Below are 17,522 nucleotides of genomic sequence, written 5' to 3'. Positions count from 1 at the left end.
TTATAAGTAGCAGGAAGTATCAATGGCAGAGTCTAACCAGAAGATCGCCCTCTTTATTGATGCGGATAATGCCCCGGCCAGAAAAATTGAGAAGATCCTCTCTGAAATGGCCAAGTATGGTGTCGTCAGTATCCGAAGGGCCTACGGCAACTGGAAGAGCCACACCATCAAAGGGTGGGAGGAACAACTCCACGAATACGCGATCCAGCCAATCCAGCAGTTTGATTTAACCAAAGGCAAGAACGCCACCGATATGGCCTTGACCATTGATGCCATGGATACGCTTTACACCAGGAACATGGACGCCTTTTGCATTGTCTCTTCTGACAGTGACTTTACGCCACTGATCATGCGACTGCTGTCAGCAGGTAAAGTGGTGTACGGCTTTGGTGAACGAAAAGCCCCATCCCCTTTCGTGAATGCCTGCTCCCGCTTTCTCTACCTGGATGAGCCCGGTGATGATCCGGAAAAAGTCGCTGCAAACGATAAAAAAAGCGGCCATGAATTGAAAGCCGATACCAAACTGATGAACCTGATCCGCAATGCCATCGATACAGAGCAGGACGATGATGGCTGGGCGTACCTTGGAAGAATCGGCGCAGTTATCGCTAACCAGGCTTCCTTTGACCCACGAAATTACGGTTATAAAAAACTGGGCGATCTGATCAGGGCTGTAGACCTGTTTGAAACTCAGGTTATGGATAATAATCAGATGAGTGTCCGTGATAAGCGACGTGGTAACCATATCCAGAATGGTGGCCATTAAGCGTGATGTGCAGCCTGAGAGGCTGCTCATCAGAACCGGCCAAGGCACCCCGGTTACCCAAAGGGGACGCTTTGCTATCCATCATCAAAGGGGCTTCGGTAGGGGTTTAGCATAAAAGTTTTTTATGGATTTCCCCTTCACAAATGGTTTCTCCAGGATACTTTCAAACTCAAATCCCAAGCCGGTGAGTATCTTGACTGAACCCGTATTTTCTGGGGAGACTGTCGCCGTCAGCCACTCCAGAGGCAGAGATTTCCGGGTATTATCTGGCAACGCACAGGTGACTTTAAAGCCCTGCTTTTGATATTCCGGAGCAACACCATTCACTAATGCAGCAGCCGCCTGTTTGCCATAGCCCTCACCCCAATATTTGTGATCAATTATAAAAGTCATCTCAGAGGATCCAGCTACTGTGTTGCGGACATATGCCTCATTGTTCTCTCCTGATTTGAAGCAGATGTGCCCTATAAATCCCTCAGGATCCTGCACCCCACTGACATCACGCTCAAAAATCGAAAACCCACTGAAAGGATTACCCTTTTTCCAATCATCACTCCATCTCTGCACTAGCCTTTCAGAGATGCTGTCATCCCAAGGTTGGCCAGCACCGTAGTTTTTCATATTCTCAGCACATTTATAAAGCCCAATTGAATCATTAAGATCTGAAATCTCAACAGAACGAAGATGCAAATCATCGGTATAAATGTGGACAACCAGGCCCTGTTTCTCCTTTCCCGGGTCATCGTAAGAAGCCGGGTCAATACTGAGCTCAATAGAGCCACGGTAAGGATTGCCTGATGGAATACTGCTGTTCATAATTTAATTTCTCCATATAATTAAGCATTTAGTGATCCATCACCTTTTAGACTTAAAAGAGATAGCATAGTTCCCCGGCATAGCCTGACGACCTCAGCTCAGGGAGAATGAGGTCATATTTATACAGAAGCAGAAGTGCTTTTTGGGTTGGTCACTTTACGCCTTCCCGGCCTGCGGTGGTTTTCGGTAAACACACGCCCTGACCCCGTTCCCCCGGACTTTCTCCTTTCACTACTCTGACCTGCCTGCTGCTTAGGTGCCTTACCGTTTTCGCCACTCTCCTGTCCGGGCCTGTGAGAAGTCCTGGATTTTTTAGGCCTTTTAGGTTTCGGTGGCTTACCGGACAACTGAGTCACCGGCACCTCATTAACCGGCTCAAACCCGGAAATCATCTCCCTGGGTAACTGCTGATTGATCAACCGTTCAATGTCCCGAAGCTGCTTGCTCTCATCGGCACAGACCAGTGAAACCGCATGACCATCCGCCCCCGCGCGCCCTGTTCGCCCGATACGATGCACATAATCCTCCGGCACATTGGGCAGGTCGAAGTTCACCACCTGTGGCAACTGGTCAATATCCAGCCCACGGGCAGCGATATCCGTTGCCACCAGGGCCGTAATGTCATTATTTTTGAAATCAGCAAGAGCCTTGGTACGAGCTCCCTGGCTCTTATTGCCATGAATCGCCGCCGCCAGAATTCCTTTACCTTCCAGATGACGGGTTAAGCGGTTGGCACCGTGCTTGGTCCGGGTAAAAACCAGCACCTGTTGCCAGTTATGCTCTTTAATCAACCGGGTCAGCAGTGCCGGTTTTTTACTTTTATCCACCGGATACACACACTGCCTGACCGTTCTGGCCGTTGTATTGCGCGGAGAAACGTCAATCTCTACGGGATGGTGAACAATGGTTTTTGCCAGCTGTCGTATTTCATCGGAAAACGTTGCCGAAAACATCAGGTTCTGTCTTTGCTGGGGCAACAGCGCCAGAATACGACGAATATCGTGAATAAACCCCATATCCAGCATCCGGTCTGCTTCATCCAGAACCAGCACTTCCAGATGTTTGAACTTCACCGCATTCTGGTTGTAAAGATCCAGAAGTCGCCCGGGTGTGGCAACAAGGATATCGGCACCACGTCTCAGATTCATCATTTGCGGGTTGATTTTGACCCCGCCAAAAACCACTGAGGAACGTATTGGCAAATGCCGACCATAGGTGGCAACACTCTCTGCCACCTGGGCTGCCAGCTCTCGGGTCGGCGTCAGAACCAGCGCACGAACCTGGTTGGGCCTTGCCCGCTCGCCGCGACTGAGCAGCTCCAGTATCGGCAGCGTAAAACCGGCTGTTTTACCTGTGCCTGTCTGAGCCGCCGCCATAACATCCTGCCCTGCCAGAACCGCCGGTATGGCTTCTGCCTGAATAGGAGAAGGCTGTTTATAGCCCTGTTCGGTAATGGCTTGCAGGATCGGAAGGGAAAGCCCGAGGTTGGCAAAGGTCATGGAATGTCTCATTAAGGGCCATACAACTAAAATGATTGATATTCGCCAGTTTACCGCTGTTCTGTTACCACATGAATCATCCTGTGGATTACGCGGGAACTTTTCGAAGGAGAGGAACCTGAGAATAAAGAACTTTTTTCTGCATTCAAAGTCAGATTGATAAGGATACAAGCTATTCAGGATAATTTCATGCAACCAACAAGATCATTAGCTACATCTGTGCCAATGCTCCAGCCTCAGGCGGCGGCAGCCAATGAGCAGATGGGTAATTCAGAACAGATATTTTGCAAGCATCAAGTTTTTGGACGAACGGTTTCAATGTCAAAAATTACAGCTTTGAGTCTGTCTGTAGGTCTAACTGCAGGCCTGTCTTTTGTTGTGCCGGGTTTGATCATTTCCTCAAGCCTCGCTGGTATTTGTGTATCTTTGACCGTAGGTAGTTATGTTGGTTTGGCTGTTGGTGGTGCCGCCTCGGAGGTGTATCGTTGTCGTCAGCGTCGGCACACAGCAACCGAGCCCCCATCAGTAGAGTTATCCCGGGTTATCAGCCATGATCCTGAAGCGACAGAAATACCCAGTGAAGTAGAACCAGACAATTACCCGGCTACGTTGCAAAACTATCCAGGACCGCCACCAGCATACACTCCTATAGAATCGCCACCACCTTACAGCCCTTAGACTGATGGTTTCCCTATCATTAAAGCGATTGTCCGGTACTTCGATTGTTAATATTGATCTTCTGCAGTCTCAGTTCCAGTACTGACATTTGTTTGCAGTATAGAAAAAAACAGCTAGTTTTTAGTTGCTGTAACCAAACGAGAGAGACGAGGACGGTCAACTTCCTTAAGGAGATTTCAGAGAAAATGGAAGTGATGCTCCGCCTGTGGTTGGTAATAACCTTGTCGGATAATCTGGACAGTTTATGAGAAGCGTGTTCCGATCCATGCTCAAGAAGTCAGCAAAATATGGTTTTGCAAGGTACGGTTTTGCAAGATATGTAAGACGATAAAACGAACGTTGAACAATTTAACTTATACCCATGAATTATCTAAAGGGCTTTGCCGGAGAGTTTATAGGTACGTTTATCCTCGTCTTGTTTGGCTGTGGTTCAGTGGCCGTGACGGTGCTATTTTCTGCCCATGCAGGACTGTTTCAGGTGGCCATGGTCTGGGGGCTGGCAGTCACCCTGGCCATATACGCTACTCGTCGTCTCTCCTGTGCTCACCTTAATCCGGCTGTGAGCATTGCCATGGTAGTCAGTCGCCGGATGTCCATGACATTACTGCCCTGCTATCTGGTTGCCCAGTTTGCCGGTGCATTTGTGGCAGCCGCCCTGCTGTACCTGCTCTTCTCCAGCTCAATCATGCAGTATGAACTGACCCATAACATTGTCCGTGGTACCGAGTCATCCATAGCCAGTGCCATGATGTTTGGTGAGTATTATCCCAACCCCATGGCCGGGCAGGTTGCCTCCGTGTCCACTGTCAATGCATTTTTTGCCGAATGTACCGGTACCTTTGCCCTGGTCTTTATGATTCTCGTCCTGACCGAAGGCTGCAACACCGGGCGACCGGACCAGGCCCTCGCCCCCCTGTTTATCGGTTTAACCGTCACCGCCATTATCTCGATTATTGCGCCACTGACCCAGGCAGGACTCAACCCGGCCAGAGATTTATCACCCCGACTGCTGGCCTCTCTGTTCGGCTGGGAGCGCGCGGCGTTTCCCGATAAGCATTATGGTTTTTTGACCGTATATGTTGCGGGTCCGATTACCGGGGGAGTTATAGCCGCTTTATGTTTTATGGGTATTGTTGAGCCGCTGATGAAAAACACGACAGCGGAAGAACCTGGCAAAATTGACAGAACAACATCCCCGGACAAATAGCACCCCTGATTCATGTACATTGACCAAGGCGAGAACAATGCATAACCACTCCAGTAATCATCAGGTCCTGAAGGAGTACTACGGCCGCGTTCTTGGCGGCACCACGGATCTTAAAACCAATGCCTGCTGTTCCGATCCCGGCACCATGCCAGCCCGTGTACGGGCTATCCTGAAGCAGATCGACCCGGCCATTACGGACCGTTTTTATGGCTGCGGATCGCCGATCCCATCGGCCCTGGAAGGATGCCGGGTACTGGATCTTGGCTGCGGTACCGGCAGGGACAGTTATATTCTTGCCAGTCTGGTAGGAGAACAGGGCCAGGTTATCGGTATCGATATGACCGACGAGCAATTAATGGTGGCCACCGGGCATATTCCCTCGATGATGGAGAAGTTTGGCTTTCAACAACCGAATATCGACTTCAGACAGGGTTATATTGAAGATCTGCAAACCCCGGGGATAGAAGACAATTCCATGGATGTGGTGATTTCCAACTGCGTGATAAACCTTTCGCCCCACAAGGAAGAGGTATTCAGGGAGATTTTCCGGGTACTGAAACCCGGTGGCGAACTGCTTTTCAGTGACGTGTTTGCCGGTCAGCGAATACCGGCCTCGTTAAAAGACGACCCGGTGCTGATGGGGGAATGCCTTAGTGGTGCTCTTTATATTGAAGACTTCCGTCGTCTGTTAACCGGGCTGGGTTACCCGGACTACCGGTTGCTTTCTGCCAGCCCGATCACCATTGCCAACCAGCAAATCGAGGAGAAAATTGGCAATATCGATTTTCAATCCCTGACCGTTCGGGTGTTCAAACTGGATAACCTTGAAGATATCTGTGAAGACTATGGTCAGGTGGCCATTTACAACGGTACCCTGCCGGAACACCCTCACTTTTTCCAACTGGACGACCATCACCGCTTTATCAATGGCAAACCGATGCTGGTCTGTGGCAATACCGCAGCCATGGTGCAGGATACCCGCTATGGCAGCCATTTTACCGTGCATGGCAACCGGAAGACCCATTATGGCCCTTTCAACTGTCTCCCGGCAGCCATTGATAATGAGACTGATTGCACAACTGGCGGTTGCGGTTGAGGGTCAGCCCTATCCATTGATCCATGAACCTGATAGATTACCAGGCCAGTGAGTTACAACGCTTTCTTTCCGCTATTAGTTATATTGTTAACCGGTTGCCAAATGCCCATAAAACCATCCAGCGGTTTTTGCATGGTACTGACCACCTGCCCCAATCAACAGGAAGCCGACACCCATGCCAGGGCCATCATTGAAAAGCGCCTGGCTGCCTGCGTTCAGAGCAGTCCAATCCACAGCCATTATCGATGGGATGGTGGAGTTCAATCCGACCCGGAAGTACTGCTTCGTATTAAAACCACCTGTGAGCGTTATCAGGCACTGGAGCAATACCTGAAAGCTGAACACAGCTATGATGTGCCACAGGTGATTCAGATACCCATAGAAAACGGCCTGCCAGAGTACCTTGATTGGGTAAGGGAAGAAACGGTGGTCAACGGCCAGTAAAAAATATACTGGCAAGATCAAAGCAAATACTTCATTTAGTACATTTATCTTGTTTTTGTTTGTCAGAGTTATAGGAGTCTGTACAATCCTTCTGAGCCGTAAACCTATAAAATAAATATAAAACATGCCGCATGGTATGAGAAAAGCAAAGTTAAGGATGCATTTGTGAACAGAAAAGTTATGTACCCAGTCGTGGTCGCGTGTCTGTTGGCGGCAGTGGGTTGTTCTCCTATCCCGAAAGCAACAACCATTGATCAAAGCCCTCAGGTCAAACTTCAATCTGCTCAGCATTGGGGAGTGATAGCCGAACATTTATCCGGACAGATTATGGCCAATGCGGACCTCGCGTCTCAGCCGGTATATATCGATTTGGAGCAGAGTAAATCAACTTTTAGCAAAGTATTCACACAACAAGTATCCAGTGCGTTGGTCAAGCGCGGCGCAACGGTTATGACCTCAAACTCTACCAGCCTTTCAATGGAACTGGATGTTCAGGTTGTCAGGCACTCAAATGATAGAGATATGGGCACACACTTTGCCACAACCGGTACTGCTGGCTTCCTATGGGCACTGGCTGAACTTGGTGATGATTTAAGCGTTGCTGAAGGTATTGGCTATGGCGTAATCCCTCTTTCGATAGCTTATGACGTCAACAAAATGTTTCCCTCCAAAACCAATACAGAAGTTGTGATTACAACCCGTATTGTCGACGGCTACCAAATTCAATTTTCAGAAACTAACTCCTACTATATTCCTGATATGGCGATCCGGCAGTACAAAAAGTCAGCAGTTGTCAATCTGACCAAAAATGATGGACAGGGAGTAGAAAAATAATGAATTCACTCACTGCAAAAATTATCATTGCACTGCTTTCTACCGTTCTGATGGCCGGGTGCTCAAACAAAAGCCACAAAAAAACAGAAAGAATTGATCTGGTAAAAATCAGTCAGCTGGCAGCGACGGCCATGGCTAAAAAGGCACAGGATGAATTACCGGTTGGGGCTACTATTCTTTCGACAAGTCTTGCAGATATTAACCAGCTCAGTAATACAACTACTCTGGGTCGTGTTCTTGGAGAACAGCTTTCATCCGCTTTATCGGATATTGGTTATGATTTGATCGAAATCAAAATGCGGGATAGCGTTTTTATTGATGACTTCAAGGCGGGGGAGTTCAGTCTTTCAAGAAATCTGGATAATCTCAGTAAGTCCTATAATGCTGATGCTATTGTAACTGGCACATATGCTGTTGGCAGCTCAACTGTCTATATCAGCGCAAGAATGATTGATACCAGTACAAAACATGTTATTTCCACTGCCGATTTCCAGATTCCAATGGACGCAGATATTCGTTTATTAGTGAGCAACCGTCGTTACTGATAATAATGAATACAGGTATTTTTATTTATGACCAGGCTGAAGTTCTGGACTTCTCTGGTCCTTTTGAAGTGTTTACCACTGCGGCACGCCTCTCTCCCAACGGAACAGCTTTCAGGCCTTTTCTGGTCAGTGAATCCGGCAAGCTGGTCACTGCCAGGGGAGGTTACCGGGTTCAACCGGATTACGGGTTTCACAACCACCCCTCAATTGACCTGCTGGTGGTTGTCGGTGGTGTGCACAACGCAGAAATGGATAAGCCCGGTGTTTTACAATGGATTTATTCTCAGGGACAACAGACCAAACTGAACGCTTCGGTTTGTACCGGCGCTTTCCTGATGGCAGCAGCCGGTTTACTGAGCAACCAGCAGAATATCACCACTCACTGGGAAGATATTCCGGATTTGCAAACACAGTTCCCTGATCTCAACGTTATCAGCAACGTCCGTTGGGTGGATGAAGGCTCTGTTATCACGTCAGCGGGTATTTCTGCGGGTATTGATATGAGCCTGCATATTGTCAGTCGCTTACACAGTGAGGTGCTGGCAGAAAAGACCGCCAGACAAATGGATTTCGACTGGCAAAAGGCCTGACAGTATCAAGTACCGCTTTCAGGAAAAGATAAACACAGTCATCGTAACTATGATACCAAGTGACTGCATGCCCTGTCGTACAATGATTTACCAATGTTGAGCAGTCCAGTCAGGCCACCCGCTGCAGAAAAGAAAGCCATTGATAACGCTGCCGATTGGGCAAAGTAAACCGCCATGCTTCGATCATGATCCGAATATTCAATGAATTGATTATAATCCATTGAATACGAGATAAAATCATGGGCAGATTGATTCAATCAGATCGCAGACTACAACGCTCATCATTTAAACGGCTCATTTCTTGCCGGGATCAAAGTAAAAACCAGTCTCCTGGATTTCCCAGAGCAGTCTCTTCGCCACTGGTCTGACCCAATCACCTCCTGTTGTTCCAAACAATTTTGCAGGAAAAGTTTACATCAGCCACTTTTTATAATACAAATGATAATTATTCTCATTAAAATAAATTAATCAATACGGGACCCAGACAGTGAACCAGTGGCAACAGAAGCTTCATCAAGGGAATGTTAATTTTCATCAATGCAAATGGCGGTCAGCTGAAACAGCTTATCTGGACGCTGCCCGGATGCTGGAACATGAATGGTTCAAGGATCTGGATAATCCTCAGTTAATGATGGCGTGGATTGCTGCCATGCATAATCTGGCAGCCCTTTATGAAAATCAGAAGATCCCCCAGAAGGCCAGTGAATTTCTGGTTTTCCCTTACCGGAGGATTATCACACTGATAAAGTCAGGAGGATTATCTGAGGCATTTCAGCCTCCGTTATTCAAGGCTCTGAAGTGTACTGTGATACCGCTGCTGGAGTTTTCCAAAAAGCATCGTATCTGTAAGTGCTGTCAACATTATCTCGATGAGGCCAAAGAGTGGCTAAGTCTCAGTTGGCCGGATCTACAATACTTACACAGTAACCAAAACCATATTGTTAACCAGTCTTCCCCAACGGATAGGACAATTCACTGACCCGGAGGGGGCGTTTGCACTTTGCCTGAGGCCAGGTCTCATGGAGAAAAAAAACCCAAAATGGCTGTTCAGCGTTATCAACGCCCTGTGCAGGCTAAACCATCTCTTTCAGCCGATACCACAGCATCCCAAGGGCCAGTAAAGGCGAACGGAAATAGCGCCCACCGGGAAAAGTGATATGACGAATACTGGCAAACACATCAAACCGTTCTGCCTGGCCGGAAATAGCCTCTGCCAGCACCCTCCCCGCCATATGGGTGGCATTGACCCCGTGGCCAGAATAGGCCTGGGCAAAGTAAATGTTTGCCCCTGATCGACCAATCTGTGGCATGCGGTTGGCACCAATCCCGATCATGCCGCCCCACTGGTATTCAATAGCGACAATTTCCAGCTGAGGAAAGACCTGCAACATTTTCGGGCGAAGCGATGCGACAATATCTTTTGGATCCCGCCCGGAGTAATTGCACATACCACCAAACAACAGTCGTTTATCCGCAGAAAGGCGGAAGTAATCCAGGGCAAGGCTGACATCACAGACAGCCGTGTCTTGTGGTATCAGGTTTTGCCAAACCCTGTCCTCCAGTTGTTCTGTGGCAATGATATAACTGCCCGCAGGTAACACTTTCCCGCCAATCTTGGGTTCCAGGTTCCCCAGGTAGGCATTCCCTGCCAATACCAGGAACTGGCAGGTTACCGAACCTTTCGCCGTTTCGACCCCGGGCAGGTTACCCTTATGGATTTTCACCACCGGTGAATATTCGAAAAACTGTACCCCTAATCCCTCAGCGACACGCGCCTCACCCAGACAGAGATTCAATGGGTGCAAATGACCACTTCCCGAGTCCAGCATGCCACCAATATACCGGTCAGTATTGACATATTGTTTGATATCATCCTGTGATAGCAGCCGTAGCTCATGGGCATAATGCCGTGCCTTCAGGGACTCATAGTCTTCCGTAATCCCGGCCATCTGTTTTGGCTTGATTGCCGCATCCACATACCCCATTTTCAAGTCACACTGAATGCCGTATTTCCGGACCCGATCGCGCACCAGCTCAACCGCCTCAAACCCCATTCGATGGATTGCCTCGACCCCATCGGTACCAATCTGGTTGCGAAACTGCTCCGGCTCTTCCCCCATCCCCCGAATCAGCTGACCGCCATTTCGCCCGGTTGCCCCCCAACCGATTTTCCGTGCCTCCAGAACCGCAACGTGATAGCCACGCTCGGCCAGTTCCAGGGCTGTAGCGACGCCGGAGAACCCACCACCAACCACACAGACATCAACGGTCAGGCTACCTTCCAGCACCGGATAATCTGTTGCAAAGTTCAGTGACTCGGCGTAGTAAGACTGCGCATGGGCTTCGGTATGTACAGGTGCTTTGAGTTTCATAAATCATTGCCTGTTCTTATATTTCAACTTTTTCAAGAGGCAGAATTTCAGCAAACTATTCCTCACGAACTATTCCTCAGGGCCCCTGATATATCAAGGGAATTTTCAGTCTGTGTCAGAGTCAAATATTGAGTACTAATGACGAGCTTTTTTTATGACACCCCTCAAGGAACCCGGCAAACAACTATCTTTCAGCACAAACCCGCCCCCGGGAACCGTTGAAGCAAGAGCGTGTCCTGCGAAACACAATCAATATTCGGTAAAACCGGATGATGGAGTAGCGATCACCGGAAAAATTACCGGAGAATCCATTGACCTTCCTCTATCTGAAAAGGCACCGATCAATAAAAGAGCCAGTCGCCACTACACCCCACTGAGTGAAACCGAACAGGTGATAGTGCAGCGCTTGCCCCTGAAAGAACCGGTGGAAAGCAGAAAAATCAACGAAGGAGGGTCTTCTGTGGTAAAAAAAGTATCGGATGGACAACAAACCATCGCTGTGAAGCTGTTAAAAGATAAAACAGCCTCAATAGAGCGGAAACTCATTCAGCAGAAAAACGGAGAGATATCAGGGCTGAATATTCCGGATCATCCGAATATTGTTAAAACTCTGGCGGTTTTAGTACGGCGAGAGGCTAAAAATGAATATCGTTTGATCCAACACGGAGATCCCGATTTTTCTCTGGCTCTCTACAGGCCCATGGCCTGCGTTCTCGAATATATTGATGCCATTGACCTGTGTGAAAGCCTTGTGAATAAAAAAGTCCAACCCGGTCTAGACCTTGCAGTTGATATTGGCAGAAAAATCTGTGCCGCATTAATGTGTATTCATGATCAGAATTTGGTGTATCGGGATATTAAGCCCGACAATATACTTTATGCCCCCCCAAAAGCCCTGGGGGAAGAAAGCATTGTAAAGCTAACCGATATGGGGCTCACCAAACACCTGAAAAAGGACGATTATACCAGAACCCTCTGTGGCACTGTTGACTATGTTGCCCCCGAGATTCTCTCTGAGAGTAGATATAATTATACCGTAGATGCCTGGTCACTCGGGGTGCTTCTATTTGTTGTATCCACCGGAATACGATTATATAACTCAAACGATCACTCTGAGGTTTATAAGGAAATCATCCGTTTCAATAAAAAAAATGAGGCACAAAAAAGGTCATACATGCTGTCAAGATTCAGATTTTTTCATCCTGAATTGTTGAACATCATGCTTTCGCTGTTTCGTCAACCGAGACAGCGAATGGCATTGCCAGAAGCGAAAGCAGCGTTGGACCGGTTAGCAGGCCTAGAGCAGTGAAATCCAGGTAGTTTTCAACTCCGTGTATTTATCAAAGGCGTGGAGCGACTTATCCCGACCATTACCGGATTGCTTATAGCCACCAAAAGGCACCGTCATATCGCCACCATGGTAGTTATTGATAAACACTGAACCGGCCCTGAGTCGCCTGGCTACCCGATGCGCTTTGCCAAGATTACCGGTCCAGAGTGCTGCCGCAAGGCCGTAGTCGCTGTCATTGGCAATGCGGATTGCCTCCTCCTCATCATGGAAGGTAATAACCGACAGCACCGGCCCAAAGATCTCTTCACGGGCAATGGTCATCTGATTATCAACCTGGTCAAACACCGTGGGTTCGATATAGTAACCACCCGTTTCCTCCATAACCCGGCTTCCCCCCATCACCAGCTTTGCGCCTTCCTGCCTGCCGGTTTCGATATAGCGGAGCACATTGCGGGTCTGGGTATCATCGACGATGGCACCGGACCTGGTTTCAGGGTCCAGGGGGTGACCGGGTCGCCAGGTGGCCATATACTTTTTCAGCAGTGTTATAAACTCGTCGTGTATTGAAGCTTCCACCAGGAGCCGCGACCCGGCAGTACATACTTCGCCCTGATTATAACCGATAGCCATGGCAGCATAGCTGGCTGCTTTTTCAAGGTCGGGGGCATCAGCAAAAATAACATGGGGACTTTTCTGAAGGCTTGAGAATCACACTGTTACCGGTGGCCAGTGCCGGCCCCAGTTTCCAGGAGGCCATGCTTAATGGGAAGTTCCAGGGAACAATGGCAGCAACAACCCCTACCGCCTCCCTGGTCACCAGGGCAAGACTGTCCTCACCAACCGGAGCTACTTCGTCGTATATTTTATCGATGGCCTCGGCACACCAGCGAATACAGTTGGCACTGCCCGGAATATCATCACCCAGGGCATCGCTGATGGGCTTACCCATATCAATCGATTCCAGCAGCGCCAGCTCCTCCAGATGCTGATCAATTTTGCGGGCAAAGGCCTGAAGAATTTTTTTGCGGGCGACCGGAGATTTGCGGGACCAGACGCCAGACTCAAACGTTGAACGGGCAGCAGCAACCGCACGATTGACATCCGTTTCATCACAGCTGGCTACACGGGTCAGAAGCCTGCCATCCACAGGAGAGAAACAATCAAAGGTGTCACCACTGGCAGCATCAGTGTATTCACCGTTGATCCAGGCCTGATGGCGGAGCTCCAGCCCATCGGCCATAGCCTGCCATTGCCCGCGCGCTCTGGTCGCCATAACTGCTCCTGTTGTTATTGTTTGAGGGCATTTGTTGATAAAAGCACATTAACGAAATGCAGTACTTGATTCAATACAGATTGTTTGAAATATTGTACACACTGTTTGAAATCACTCGAAAGCACGGCATTCTGCTGATTTTTGATGAAGTCATTACCGGCTTTGGTCGGGTTGGTACAGCCCTTGCTTCCGAGCGCTGGGGGGTTGAGCCTGACATTATGACCACAGCAAAAGGACTTACCAACGGGACCATCCCCATGGGTGCCGTCTTGGTCAGCGATCAAATACACGACACATTCATGACTGGTCCCAAAAACAGGATTGAGCTATTCCACGGCTATACCTATTCAGGCCCCCCGGTTGCCTGTGCCGCAGGCCTGGCAGCCCTTGATATTTATCAGACAGAGGGTTTGTTTGAACGGGCTATAGCGTTGGAAGACCTGTTTGCCGATGCCCTGCTGAGCCTGAAGGATCTGCCCAATGTGATCGATATTCGCAACACCGGACTGGTTGCGGCCATTGAGCTTGCACCGGAACAGGGCAAGCCCGGGGAACGGGGTTATAAAATCTTCAGGCACATCTACGAAAATGGCGTGCTCGTGCGTTGGGCTGGCGACTTACTGGCGATGTCACCACCTCTGATCATTGAACCTGCACATATTGAGCAGCTGGTATCGGCTCTCCGTGAAGGTATCCTGTTTTCCCATCAGGCCAAAGACCGTTGATTTTCAGCGCCGGATCAATCAATAAACTAACTGAAAAAACGTGTGATCAAAAACTGAAAGCAGACATGTCCCAGATAGACACCCACGATCCCTGTAACACCTGACAGTACAGGGGGAGCAGGGATCGGCAAGCGGAAGTAGCTGAAGAGCATACCTACGGCAAAACCAGTAGCTGTAGCAATAAGGGCTTCGTTCATCAGGTGGCACCAGAAGAAACAGCAGGAAAACCTTATATTAGTCCATGAAAACAGCCCCTGAAGTCTGATTCAGGGAAGCGAAGCTTAAGCAACATAATAAGGTGGATTATGAAAACAGATACCCGGCCACTGATCGGTGTCACAGCAGACACGGCAATGGATGGCCTGCACCGTGTACATCAGGCTGGAGAAAAATATCTCACCTCTGTTGTTCATGCTGCCAATGCCATCCCTGTTATCATCCCTTCTCTGCCTGTTCCCATGGATAGTCAGGACATTCTTTCACAGCTTGACGGCCTGCTGGTTACTGGTGCTTATTCAAATATTGAACCCCGGCGCTACGGCGGTGCACCGGCTAACTCTGCTGTTTCACAAGAAAGCGCACACCATGATAGCCAGAGAGATAACACAACTCTGCAACTTATCCCTGATGCCATAGCACTGGGTATTCCTTTATTAGGCATCTGTCGTGGGTTGCAGGAAATGAATGTGGCATTTGGTGGAACACTGCACGCGACACTGCACACAACCGGCCAATACCAGGAGCACCGTGAAGATAAAAAAGCACCGTTAGCGGTACAGTATGGACCAGCCCACCCCATCATTATTGAGCCCGAAGGTATACTTGCTGCTATCGCGGGTACTGGTGAGCAAATGGTCAATTCCGTGCATATGCAGGGCATTGATCGCCTCGGTGCAGGCCTGAAAGTTGAAGCCTGCGCGCCGGATGGCCTGATCGAAGCCATTTCCGTTGAAAACAGCAAAAACTTTGCACTCGCCGTTCAATGGCACCCGGAATACAGGGCTGAAGATAGTCTGTTTTCCATGAAGATCTATCAGGCATTTGCCGAAGCCTGTCGTACAAGGCATGACCAACGATTGCCTCGTCATCACTAAAAACATAACCATAAGCAAGGATACTATGAAAAAGCTGGCCAGCTGGTTAAAAGCGCAGAGAATCACCGAGGTCGAAGCGGTCATATCCGATTTTACCGGTATCGCCCGTGGCAAGATTATGCCCAGTAGCAAGTTTATTGCCGAAAAAGGCATACGACTGCCGGAAAGTTTGCTGATTCAGGGGGTGACCGGAGATTACGTCGATGATGAAATCTACTATGAGCTGATGAATGCCGCTGAAATCGATATGATTCTCAAACCCGATGAGTCCGCTGTCCATATGGTACCATGGGCACTGGAGCCAACGGCGCTGGTTATCCATGACTGTTACGATAAGCAGGGCAACCTGATCAGCATGGCACCAAGGGCAGTACTGAAAAACGTTCTGGCGCTTTATGAAGCCAAAGGCTGGAAGCCCGTCGTGGCACCTGAACTGGAATTTTACCTGACCAAACGCACCGCTAATCCGGACCACCCGTTGCAGCCGCCGGTTGGCCGATCCGGGCGTCCTGAGTCTGGCCGCCAATCCTATAGCATTGACGCTGCCAATGAATATGACCCTCTCTTTGAAGATGTTTACGACTGGAGTGAACAGCAGGGGCTGGATGTAGATACCCTGATTCACGAAGAAGGTGCGGCCCAGATGGAAATCAACTTCCGTCACGGTGATGCGCTGTCTCTGGCAGACCAGGTATTTATATTTAAACGCACAGTACGGGAAGCGGCATTAAAACATAAGATTAATGCCACTTTTATGGCCAAGCCCATCAGTGGTGAACCGGGCAGCTCCATGCACCTGCACCAGAGTATCCTGGATAAACAGGGAAACAACATTTTCAGCAACGAAGATGGCTCCCCCAGCAAGATGATTTACCACTATATTGGCGGACTTCAGCAGTATGTCTCGGAAGCCATGCCTCTTTTTGCGCCGAACGTAAACTCCTACCGTCGTTTTCTCAGGGACACCTCTGCGCCGGTAAATCTGGCCTGGGGTATTGATAACCGGACTGTCAGTCTGAGAATTCCTGACTCATCTCCTGCCAACCGCCGTGTTGAAAACAGGCTGGCAGGGGCTGACGCCAACCCATACCTCGCCTTTGCGGCATCACTGCTTTGTGGTTACCTTGGCATGGTTAATGCTGCAGAGCCAACACAAGCCGTTACCGGAAATGCCTCTGATGATTCTAACGACAAAAGACTTCCACTTAATCTTGAGGAAGCCCTTGAGCTGATGGAACAGAGTGAAATTCTCAAAAAAACCCTGGGGAGACGCTTTGTTCGTTCCTATGTTGAAGTGAAGCGCACTGAATACCAGAACTTCAAAGAGATTATCAGCTCCTGGGAGCGTGAATATCTGCAGATGACCGTTTAGAAAAATAATTAAACCAGGAACAACTCTATGACTGTCTTTCACCACCCCGATTGATATTTTCCTGAAATCTGATGTCAAAGGACTGATCAGATCTTCAGGAACACCGATATGCCGCCAGTTCAATACCAGTTTAAGAACCTTAATCATCTTGGCTTGGTTGCCGCCATGTGCCGGGAGCTAAAGATAGCCGAATATTTCGACGCACACATAACCAATGACTCGGAGGCACACAATGTCACCATTGGACAGGCTGTGGTTGCAATGATCATCAATGGGCTGGGCTTTACAGGGCAGACCCTCTACCTGGTCCCTGAGTTTTTTGAGGACAAGCCGATTGATCGCCTCATCGGGGAAGGCATACAGGCAGAACACTTAAACGACAAAATACTTGGCCGCTCTCTCGACAGTCTTTATGACGTTGGCGTCAGTGACTTATACCTGAATCTTGCCATTAAGTTCGTCAACCATCTAAAGCTGACCTGCAAGGCATTAAACCTGGACGGCATCAGTTTTCATACAGACGGTGTCTATAACAGTAATGAAAACCCTGATGACTTGAACTGCATCCATATCTGCCGCGGCTACAGCCGTGATCACCGACCTGACCTGAATCAGGTTGTCTTGCAGCTAATCACCGAAAATGAGGCGGGTATCCCTGTGTTTATGGCACCTGCGAGCAGTAATGTAAACGACAAGACTTGCTTTCAGGAAATTATCAAAAATTATTTGTCGTGTTTTAAGTCGGCTTTGAATATCCGTTATCTGGTTGCAGATGCAGCCATGTACGTTGCTGAAACCCTCCAGTTGCTTGATAAGCAAAAACAGCTGTTTATCTCCCGGGTGCCGCTGAATATCAAGGATGCCAGGGAGCTGGTCAGCAAAGCGCCTGCCATGGCACTGGAGCCTGTTGAAGGCTATGA

At 48.9% G+C, this 17,522-nt stretch carries 17 protein-coding genes and 2 pseudogenes; 14 read left to right on the top strand and 5 right to left on the bottom strand.

The features are described from left to right. The first annotated feature begins 22 nt into the window (after positions 1 to 22). A complete protein-coding gene (locus J7438_RS18915; RefSeq protein WP_209277788.1) occupies positions 23 to 766 on the top strand; it encodes an NYN domain-containing protein in 744 nt (247 codons plus the stop codon). 84 nt (positions 767 to 850) lie between these two features. Here the strand turns inward: J7438_RS18915 and J7438_RS18910 are convergent, their stop codons facing one another. After that, positions 851 to 1,582 (bottom strand): GNAT family N-acetyltransferase, encoded by a 732-nt coding sequence (locus J7438_RS18910; protein ID WP_209277787.1) that lies wholly within the window; start codon positions 1,580 to 1,582, stop codon positions 851 to 853. Between the two features lie 119 nt (positions 1,583 to 1,701). Beyond that, on the bottom strand, positions 1,702 to 3,081 hold the full coding sequence (locus J7438_RS18905; protein ID WP_209277786.1) for a DEAD/DEAH box helicase: 1,380 nt from the start codon (positions 3,079 to 3,081) through the stop codon (positions 1,702 to 1,704). Between the two features lie 189 nt (positions 3,082 to 3,270). Between J7438_RS18905 and J7438_RS18900 the strand changes: the two genes are divergently transcribed. The 8 genes from J7438_RS18900 (at position 3,271) to J7438_RS18865 (ending at position 9,454) form a co-directional block, all read left to right on the top strand. Next, positions 3,271 to 3,759 (top strand): hypothetical protein, encoded by a 489-nt coding sequence (locus J7438_RS18900; RefSeq protein WP_209277785.1) that lies wholly within the window; start codon positions 3,271 to 3,273, stop codon positions 3,757 to 3,759. A 361-nt stretch (positions 3,760 to 4,120) separates the two neighbouring features. Beyond that, on the top strand, positions 4,121 to 4,966 hold the full coding sequence (locus tag J7438_RS18895; protein WP_209277784.1) for an MIP/aquaporin family protein: 846 nt from the start codon (positions 4,121 to 4,123) through the stop codon (positions 4,964 to 4,966). 37 nt (positions 4,967 to 5,003) lie between these two features. Next, positions 5,004 to 6,062 carry a methyltransferase domain-containing protein gene (locus J7438_RS18890; RefSeq protein WP_209277783.1) on the top strand — a complete coding sequence of 353 codons (1,059 nt, stop codon included), beginning with the start codon at positions 5,004 to 5,006 and terminating at the stop codon, positions 6,060 to 6,062. Positions 6,063 to 6,194: 132 nt separating this feature from the next. Next, positions 6,195 to 6,506 (top strand): divalent-cation tolerance protein CutA, encoded by a 312-nt coding sequence (gene cutA / locus J7438_RS18885; protein WP_209277782.1) that lies wholly within the window; start codon positions 6,195 to 6,197, stop codon positions 6,504 to 6,506. 165 nt (positions 6,507 to 6,671) lie between these two features. Then, positions 6,672 to 7,340: a hypothetical protein gene (locus J7438_RS18880; RefSeq protein WP_209277781.1), complete on the top strand. Its 669-nt coding sequence runs from the start codon at positions 6,672 to 6,674 to the stop codon at positions 7,338 to 7,340. Continuing rightward, positions 7,340 to 7,885, top strand: coding sequence for a FlgO family outer membrane protein (locus J7438_RS18875; RefSeq protein WP_209277780.1), 546 nt, complete (start codon positions 7,340 to 7,342; stop codon positions 7,883 to 7,885). Before J7438_RS18880 ends, J7438_RS18875 begins: the two co-directional genes overlap by 1 nt. A gap of 5 nt (positions 7,886 to 7,890) precedes the next feature. After that, positions 7,891 to 8,475 (top strand): DJ-1/PfpI family protein, encoded by a 585-nt coding sequence (locus J7438_RS18870; protein ID WP_209277779.1) that lies wholly within the window; start codon positions 7,891 to 7,893, stop codon positions 8,473 to 8,475. 487 nt (positions 8,476 to 8,962) lie between these two features. Then, a complete protein-coding gene (locus J7438_RS18865; protein ID WP_209203332.1) occupies positions 8,963 to 9,454 on the top strand; it encodes a DUF2753 family protein in 492 nt (163 codons plus the stop codon). 94 nt (positions 9,455 to 9,548) lie between these two features. On the opposite strand, the gene J7438_RS18860 is transcribed toward J7438_RS18865, so the two are convergent. After that, positions 9,549 to 10,847: an NAD(P)/FAD-dependent oxidoreductase gene (locus J7438_RS18860; RefSeq protein WP_209277778.1), complete on the bottom strand. Its 1,299-nt coding sequence runs from the start codon at positions 10,845 to 10,847 to the stop codon at positions 9,549 to 9,551. Positions 10,848 to 11,253: 406 nt separating this feature from the next. On the opposite strand from J7438_RS18860, the gene J7438_RS18855 reads away from it, so the two are divergent. Continuing rightward, positions 11,254 to 12,156, top strand: coding sequence for a protein kinase domain-containing protein (locus J7438_RS18855; protein ID WP_209277777.1), 903 nt, complete (start codon positions 11,254 to 11,256; stop codon positions 12,154 to 12,156). Here the strand turns inward: J7438_RS18855 and J7438_RS18850 are convergent. Continuing rightward, a pseudogene (locus J7438_RS18850) lies at positions 12,145 to 13,411 on the bottom strand (aldehyde dehydrogenase family protein). The gene J7438_RS18855 and the pseudogene J7438_RS18850 sit on opposite strands and share 12 nt — an antisense overlap. A gap of 92 nt (positions 13,412 to 13,503) precedes the next feature. Here J7438_RS18850 and J7438_RS18845 point away from each other — a divergent pair. Further along, positions 13,504 to 14,136 (top strand): annotated as a pseudogene (locus J7438_RS18845) (aminotransferase class III-fold pyridoxal phosphate-dependent enzyme); the annotation flags it as partial. Between the two features lie 26 nt (positions 14,137 to 14,162). Here J7438_RS18845 and J7438_RS18840 read toward each other — a convergent pair. Continuing rightward, complete coding sequence (locus J7438_RS18840) at positions 14,163 to 14,333, bottom strand: XapX domain-containing protein (protein ID WP_209203337.1); 171 nt, start codon at positions 14,331 to 14,333, stop codon at positions 14,163 to 14,165. Positions 14,334 to 14,441: 108 nt separating this feature from the next. On the opposite strand from J7438_RS18840, the gene J7438_RS18835 reads away from it, so the two are divergent. The 3 genes from J7438_RS18835 to J7438_RS18825 form a co-directional block, all read left to right on the top strand. Then, the gene (locus tag J7438_RS18835; protein ID WP_209277775.1) at positions 14,442 to 15,230 is read left to right on the top strand and encodes a gamma-glutamyl-gamma-aminobutyrate hydrolase family protein; all 789 of its coding nucleotides are present in this window, start codon (positions 14,442 to 14,444) and stop codon (positions 15,228 to 15,230) included. 25 nt (positions 15,231 to 15,255) lie between these two features. Beyond that, positions 15,256 to 16,602, top strand: coding sequence for a glutamine synthetase family protein (locus tag J7438_RS18830; RefSeq protein WP_209277774.1), 1,347 nt, complete (start codon positions 15,256 to 15,258; stop codon positions 16,600 to 16,602). 108 nt (positions 16,603 to 16,710) lie between these two features. Beyond that, positions 16,711 to 17,522, top strand: an 812-nt coding sequence (locus J7438_RS18825; protein WP_209277773.1) for an IS1634 family transposase, incomplete at its 3' end; no start/stop codon positions are given.

It is taken from the genome of Thalassotalea sp. G20_0 (assembly GCF_017744175.1).
Lineage (GTDB): Bacteria > Pseudomonadota > Gammaproteobacteria > Pseudomonadales > Endozoicomonadaceae > Endozoicomonas.
Note: the sequence above shows the minus strand (reverse complement) of the source record. Positions and strands in the feature narration are given on the sequence as shown.

Bases quoted from the DNA above. Each gene is read 5' to 3' on its own strand.
- J7438_RS18915 (WP_209277788.1), top strand. From the start codon at position 23: ATGGCAGAGTCTAACCAGAAGATCGCCCTCTTTATTGATGCGGATAAT.
- J7438_RS18910 (WP_209277787.1), bottom strand. From the start codon at position 1,582: ATGAACAGCAGTATTCCATCAGGCAATCCTTACCGTGGCTCTATTGAG.
- J7438_RS18905 (WP_209277786.1), bottom strand. From the start codon at position 3,081: ATGACCTTTGCCAACCTCGGGCTTTCCCTTCCGATCCTGCAAGCCATT.
- J7438_RS18900 (WP_209277785.1), top strand. From the start codon at position 3,271: ATGCAACCAACAAGATCATTAGCTACATCTGTGCCAATGCTCCAGCCT.
- J7438_RS18895 (WP_209277784.1), top strand. From the start codon at position 4,121: ATGAATTATCTAAAGGGCTTTGCCGGAGAGTTTATAGGTACGTTTATC.
- J7438_RS18890 (WP_209277783.1), top strand. From the start codon at position 5,004: ATGCATAACCACTCCAGTAATCATCAGGTCCTGAAGGAGTACTACGGC.
- cutA (WP_209277782.1), top strand. From the start codon at position 6,195: ATGGTACTGACCACCTGCCCCAATCAACAGGAAGCCGACACCCATGCC.
- J7438_RS18875 (WP_209277780.1), top strand. From the start codon at position 7,340: ATGAATTCACTCACTGCAAAAATTATCATTGCACTGCTTTCTACCGTT.
- J7438_RS18870 (WP_209277779.1), top strand. From the start codon at position 7,891: ATGAATACAGGTATTTTTATTTATGACCAGGCTGAAGTTCTGGACTTC.
- J7438_RS18860 (WP_209277778.1), bottom strand. From the start codon at position 10,847: ATGAAACTCAAAGCACCTGTACATACCGAAGCCCATGCGCAGTCTTAC.
- J7438_RS18840 (WP_209203337.1), bottom strand. From the start codon at position 14,333: ATGAACGAAGCCCTTATTGCTACAGCTACTGGTTTTGCCGTAGGTATG.
- J7438_RS18835 (WP_209277775.1), top strand. From the start codon at position 14,442: ATGAAAACAGATACCCGGCCACTGATCGGTGTCACAGCAGACACGGCA.
- J7438_RS18830 (WP_209277774.1), top strand. From the start codon at position 15,256: ATGAAAAAGCTGGCCAGCTGGTTAAAAGCGCAGAGAATCACCGAGGTC.